This is a genomic window from Acidovorax sp. HMWF018, from assembly GCF_003061035.1.
GTDB classification, from domain to species: domain Bacteria; phylum Pseudomonadota; class Gammaproteobacteria; order Burkholderiales; family Burkholderiaceae_C; genus Acidovorax; species Acidovorax delafieldii.
Map to the genome: position 1 here is coordinate 14788 of NZ_QAIM01000312.1, position 4256 is coordinate 19043.

Annotated in this window: 6 protein-coding genes; all 6 read left to right on the plus strand. The window is 65.5% G+C overall.

Annotation, left to right across the window (positions count from 1 at the left end; translation table 11 throughout):
- Window positions 1-316: MFS transporter (locus tag DBR23_RS30570; protein WP_233250410.1), on the plus strand; the 316-nt coding region annotated here is incomplete at its 5' end.
- Between the two features lie 17 nt (window positions 317-333).
- Complete coding sequence (locus DBR23_RS29945; RefSeq protein WP_165836555.1) at window positions 334-489, plus strand: hypothetical protein; 156 nt, start codon at window positions 334-336, stop codon at window positions 487-489.
- 89 nt (window positions 490-578) lie between these two features.
- Entirely contained in the window at window positions 579-1133 is a 555-nt protein-coding gene (locus DBR23_RS11860) for a bifunctional 2-polyprenyl-6-hydroxyphenol methylase/3-demethylubiquinol 3-O-methyltransferase UbiG (protein WP_108498375.1), read from the plus strand.
- Between the two features lie 30 nt (window positions 1134-1163).
- Entirely contained in the window at window positions 1164-2060 is an 897-nt protein-coding gene (gene dapA, locus DBR23_RS11865; RefSeq protein ID WP_056061726.1) for a 4-hydroxy-tetrahydrodipicolinate synthase, read from the plus strand.
- Window positions 2061-2107: 47 nt separating this feature from the next.
- Window positions 2108-3205: an outer membrane protein assembly factor BamC gene (gene bamC / locus DBR23_RS11870; protein WP_108498376.1), complete on the plus strand. Its 1098-nt coding sequence runs from the start codon at window positions 2108-2110 to the stop codon at window positions 3203-3205.
- A 106-nt stretch (window positions 3206-3311) separates the two neighbouring features.
- Window positions 3312-4094 carry an MBL fold metallo-hydrolase gene (locus DBR23_RS11875; protein ID WP_099732049.1) on the plus strand — a complete coding sequence of 261 codons (783 nt, stop codon included), beginning with the start codon at window positions 3312-3314 and terminating at the stop codon, window positions 4092-4094.
- Window positions 4095-4256: the final 162 nt, after the last annotated feature.

A 4256-nucleotide genomic window follows, 5' to 3' on the forward strand; every position in this document is an offset into this window, starting at 1 on the left:
GCCGCTGTCGCCGCTGTCGGTGTACGTGTTCTCGGCAGTGATGGGCGCGCTGTGGCTATCCACCGTGCCCCCCACCAATGCCACCATCGCGCAGATCTTCGGCGTGCAGCATTTGTCGATGCTGGGCGGCTTTGTGTTCTTCAGCCACCAGATCGGCAGCTTCCTGGGCGTCTGGCTGGGCGGCTATCTGTATGACGCCACCGGCAGCTACGATATCGTGTGGTACATCGCGATCGGCCTGGGCATTTTTGCCGGGCTGGTGAACCTGCCGGTCAAGGAAAGCCCGATCGCGCGCCACACCCCACAACCCGCCTGACCTGTTTGACCCCCTGCATGAGCGACACCACCCCGCCCCGCAAACCCGCGCCGCGCGCCCTGCGCTGGCTGGGCGGTGCCGTGGCCGTGCTGCTGTGCCTGGTGGTGTTTGGCTTGTACACCGTGCCCGAATTCATGGTGCTGCTGGCCGACCAGATGTGGGCGTGTTTTTGACACCCTTGGCGGGATTTTCAAGCGTTTTTGGCCGCAAGCGCTAGTGGATAATGCGCAGGCAGCTATCATTTTTATAGTTCATGCACGGTATGCACGGTACAGAAGCCCCTTTGGATTGGGTGCGGCGCTGGAGCCACCTGATCGCCCCCCACAGCACCGTGCTGGACGTCGCCTGCGGCGCAGGGCGCCACCTGCGCTATCTGCGGGAACTGGGGCACACCGTGGTCGGCGTGGACCGGTCCGCCGAGGCGCTGGCCGCCTGCGAAGGGCTGGGCGAGCTGGTGCAGGCTGACATCGAAAACGGCCCCTGGCCTTTTGCAGGCCGCCAGTTTGGTGGCGTGATCGTCACCAACTACCTGTGGCGCCCCTTGTTGTCCACCATCGTGGCCAGCGTGGCGCCGGGCGGGGTGCTGGTCTACGAAACCTTTGCCCAGGGCAACGAAACAGTAGGGCGCCCGGCGCGGGCGGAGTTCCTGCTCGCGCACGGCGAACTGCTGCAGGCATGCCAGGACCTGCGCGTGGTGGCTTATGAGGACGGCTTCATCGACGAACCAGCGCGTTTCGTGCAACGCATCACGGCCGTACGGGAACTCCCGCAGGCGGGTGGACCCTCACGACATCTTTTGTCTACCGGGGCTAGTTAGAATGCCCTTTTACCGTTTACCACTGCGGACATGACTTCTTCTTCCGTGCCACTCACCGGCAGCATCGTCGCCCTCGTCACTCCCATGCACGAGGACGGTAGCGTGGACTACCCCACCTTGCGCAAACTGATCGACTGGCACATCGCCGAAGGCACCGATTGCATCGGCGTGGTGGGCACCACGGGCGAGTCCCCCACGGTGAACGTGGAAGAACACTGCGAAATCATCCGCGTGGCCGTGGAACAGTCCGCCAAGCGCGTGCCCATCATGGCAGGCTGCGGCGCCAACTCCACCGCCGAGGCCATTGAGCTGGCCAAGTTCGCGCGCGGCGTGGGTGCCGATAGCCAGCTGCAGGTCGTTCCCTACTACAACAAGCCCACCCAAGAGGGCCAGTACCAGCACTTCAAGGCGATTGCAGAAGCCACGGGCGACCTGCCCATCGTGCTATACAACGTGCCCGGCCGCTCGGTGGCCGATATGCAGCACGACACCGTCCTGCGCCTGGCCCAGGTGCCCGGCGTGATCGGCATCAAGGAAGCCACCGGCAACATCGAGCGTGCCCAGTGGCTCATCCGTGACGTGCCCAAGGGCTTTGGCGTGTACTCGGGCGACGACCCGACCGCCGTCGCCCTGATGCTGTGCGGCGGCCACGGCAACATCAGCGTGACGGCCAACGTGGCCCCGCGCCTGATGCACGAGCTGTGCGTGGCGGCACTGGCCGGCAACGTGCAACGCGCCATGCAGATCCAGTTTCAGCTGATGCCGGTGCACAAGCACCTGTTTGTCGAAGCCAACCCTATCCCGGTCAAGTGGGCCATGTCCCGCATGGGCCTGTGTGGTGGCACCATGCGCCTGCCCATGACGCCCCTGGCCAGCAGCAACGAGGCTGTGGTCGAGTCGGCACTGCGCACCAGCGGCCTGATCTAATCCGGGCTTTGCGCCCGCTCTCAGAGACACTTCCCAAGGATTTCCGCGTGAAAGCTGCTACCACCCGCCTGAGCCTGCTGGCTCTTGTCATGGCCCTGTCCGCCTGCTCCACCAGCATTCTGGAGGGCGACAAGATCGACTACAAGAGCGCCGCCAAGGGCTCGTCACTGGAAGTCCCCCCGGACCTCACCCAGCTGTCACGCGACTCGCGCTACGCCATGCCAGGTGGCTCGGTGTCTGCCGCTGCCATGCAGGCAGGCCAGGCCGCACAGCCGTCGGGCAACGCCAACGCGGCGGCCCTGTCGCTGGGCGACGTGCGGATCGAACGAGACGGCAGCCAGCGCTGGCTGGTGGTCAACCGCCCCGCCGACAAGCTGTGGGAGCCCGTGCGCGACTTCTGGCAGGAAAGCGGCTTCACGCTGGCCCAGTCCGAGGCCAATGTCGGCATCATGGAAACCGACTGGGCAGAGAACCGCGCCAAACTGCCCCAGGATTTCATCCGATCCACCATCGGCAAGCTGATGGAGTCCCTGTACTCGACCGGCGAACGGGACAAGTTCCGCACCCGGCTGGAACGCAATGCCAATGGCAGTACCGAGATCTACATCACCCACCGCGGGATGGTCGAGGTCTATGGCAACGTCACCAAGGACAGCACCGTCTGGCAGCCCCGTCCATCCGACCCGGAACTCGAAACCGAATTCCTGCGCCGCCTGATGGTCAAGCTGGGCGTCAGTCAGGAGCAATCCAAGGCAGTGGCCGCAGCACCCGCGGCGCGTGCCCAGGCCGCCCGCATGGCCACGGTCAACAATGTGCCGGTGGTCCAGCTGGACGAGGGCTTTGACCGGTCCTGGCGCCGGGTGGGCCTGGCCCTGGACCGCACTGGCTTCACCGTGGAAGACCGCAACCGCAATGAGGGCACGTACTTCGTGCGCTACGTGGCTCCGGACACCGTGAAGAAAGAGCCTGGCTTCTTCAGCAAGCTGTTCAGCTCCACCTCCGCAACACCTCCGCTCAAGTACCGCATCGTGGTGCGCAGCCAGGGTGAGTCGACCACCGTGTCGGTGCTCAATGAGGCTGGTGCCCCCGAGTCCTCGGCCAATGCCGAGCGCATCGTGCGCGTGATTGCTGACGATCTGAAATAAGAGCCGGCCGCAGGCCGCCACCCACACCTCTGGAGCCCCCTCCGCCTTCTGGTGGACGGTGGCTCTGGTTTTTTGGGCCGCCACAAACCCACCCTTTCGCTCCGCCATGCTTCGATTCAAGAACCTGGGCAGCGGCAGCACTGGCAATGCCACGGTCGTCGAAGGCCGCAGTGGCAGCCAGGTTCGCCGCCTCCTGATCGACTGCGGGCTCGGCATCCGGCAGCTGCAAGCCCGTCTGGCGCAAGCGCAGTTGCAGGTGGAAGACCTGGACGCCCTCTTCATCACCCACGAACACTCGGACCACATCGGCTGTGCCCAGACCGTGGCGCTGCGTTTTCGCATTCCCGTGTGGATGAGCGAGGGCACGTACGCGGCCCTCGGTGCGCCAGACTTGGACGGCTTGCTGCGGGTGGCGCACGACATGGAAGCGATTGACATGGGCGCGTTCGAAGCCCGCCCCTTCACCGTGCCCCACGATGCCCGGGAGCCGCTGCAGCTGCGGTGCTCCGACGGCGCCGCACACCTGGGCGTGCTGACCGACCTGGGCCACGCCAGTCCCCATGTGCTGCAGCAGCTACAGGGATGCCACGCCCTGTTGATCGAGGCCAATCACGACCCCGACATGCTGGCCGCGTCCCGCTACCCGCCCTTCCTGAAACGCCGCGTAGGCGGGCTGTACGGCCACCTGGCCAACCCGGCGACGGCGGAGATTCTGCGTGCGGTGCAGCACGACAGCCTGCGGTGCGTAGTGGCAGCGCACCTGAGTGCGCAAAACAACCTCCCCGCACTCGCCCGCCAATCGCTCGCCGCCGCGCTGGGTTGGGCGGACGAGGAGATCCAGGTCGCCAGCCCCACCGAAGGCACTGATTGGCTCGACGTCAACCCTTGATGGCCCGGACCGGGCGTCCATAAATGTCTCACCCTGGCGAAGGGCATAAAAAAAGCCCCGGACCTTGCGGTGCGGGGCCATGGCACAGGCCGACCTTGGGGTCAGCCCAGAGCCTGCAGCAATTTACTTGGCTGCGGAAGCGCCGGTAGCGGCGGTGGCAGC

What these genes read in the sequence shown, in the direction of transcription:
- DBR23_RS11875 (WP_099732049.1), top strand. Translation starts at nt 3,312, where the DNA reads ATGCTTCGATTCAAGAACCTGGGCAGCGGCAGCACTGGCAATGCCACG.
- dapA (WP_056061726.1), top strand. Translation starts at nt 1,164, where the DNA reads ATGACTTCTTCTTCCGTGCCACTCACCGGCAGCATCGTCGCCCTCGTC.
- DBR23_RS11860 (WP_108498375.1), top strand. Translation starts at nt 579, where the DNA reads ATGCACGGTACAGAAGCCCCTTTGGATTGGGTGCGGCGCTGGAGCCAC.
- DBR23_RS29945 (WP_165836555.1), top strand. Translation starts at nt 334, where the DNA reads ATGAGCGACACCACCCCGCCCCGCAAACCCGCGCCGCGCGCCCTGCGC.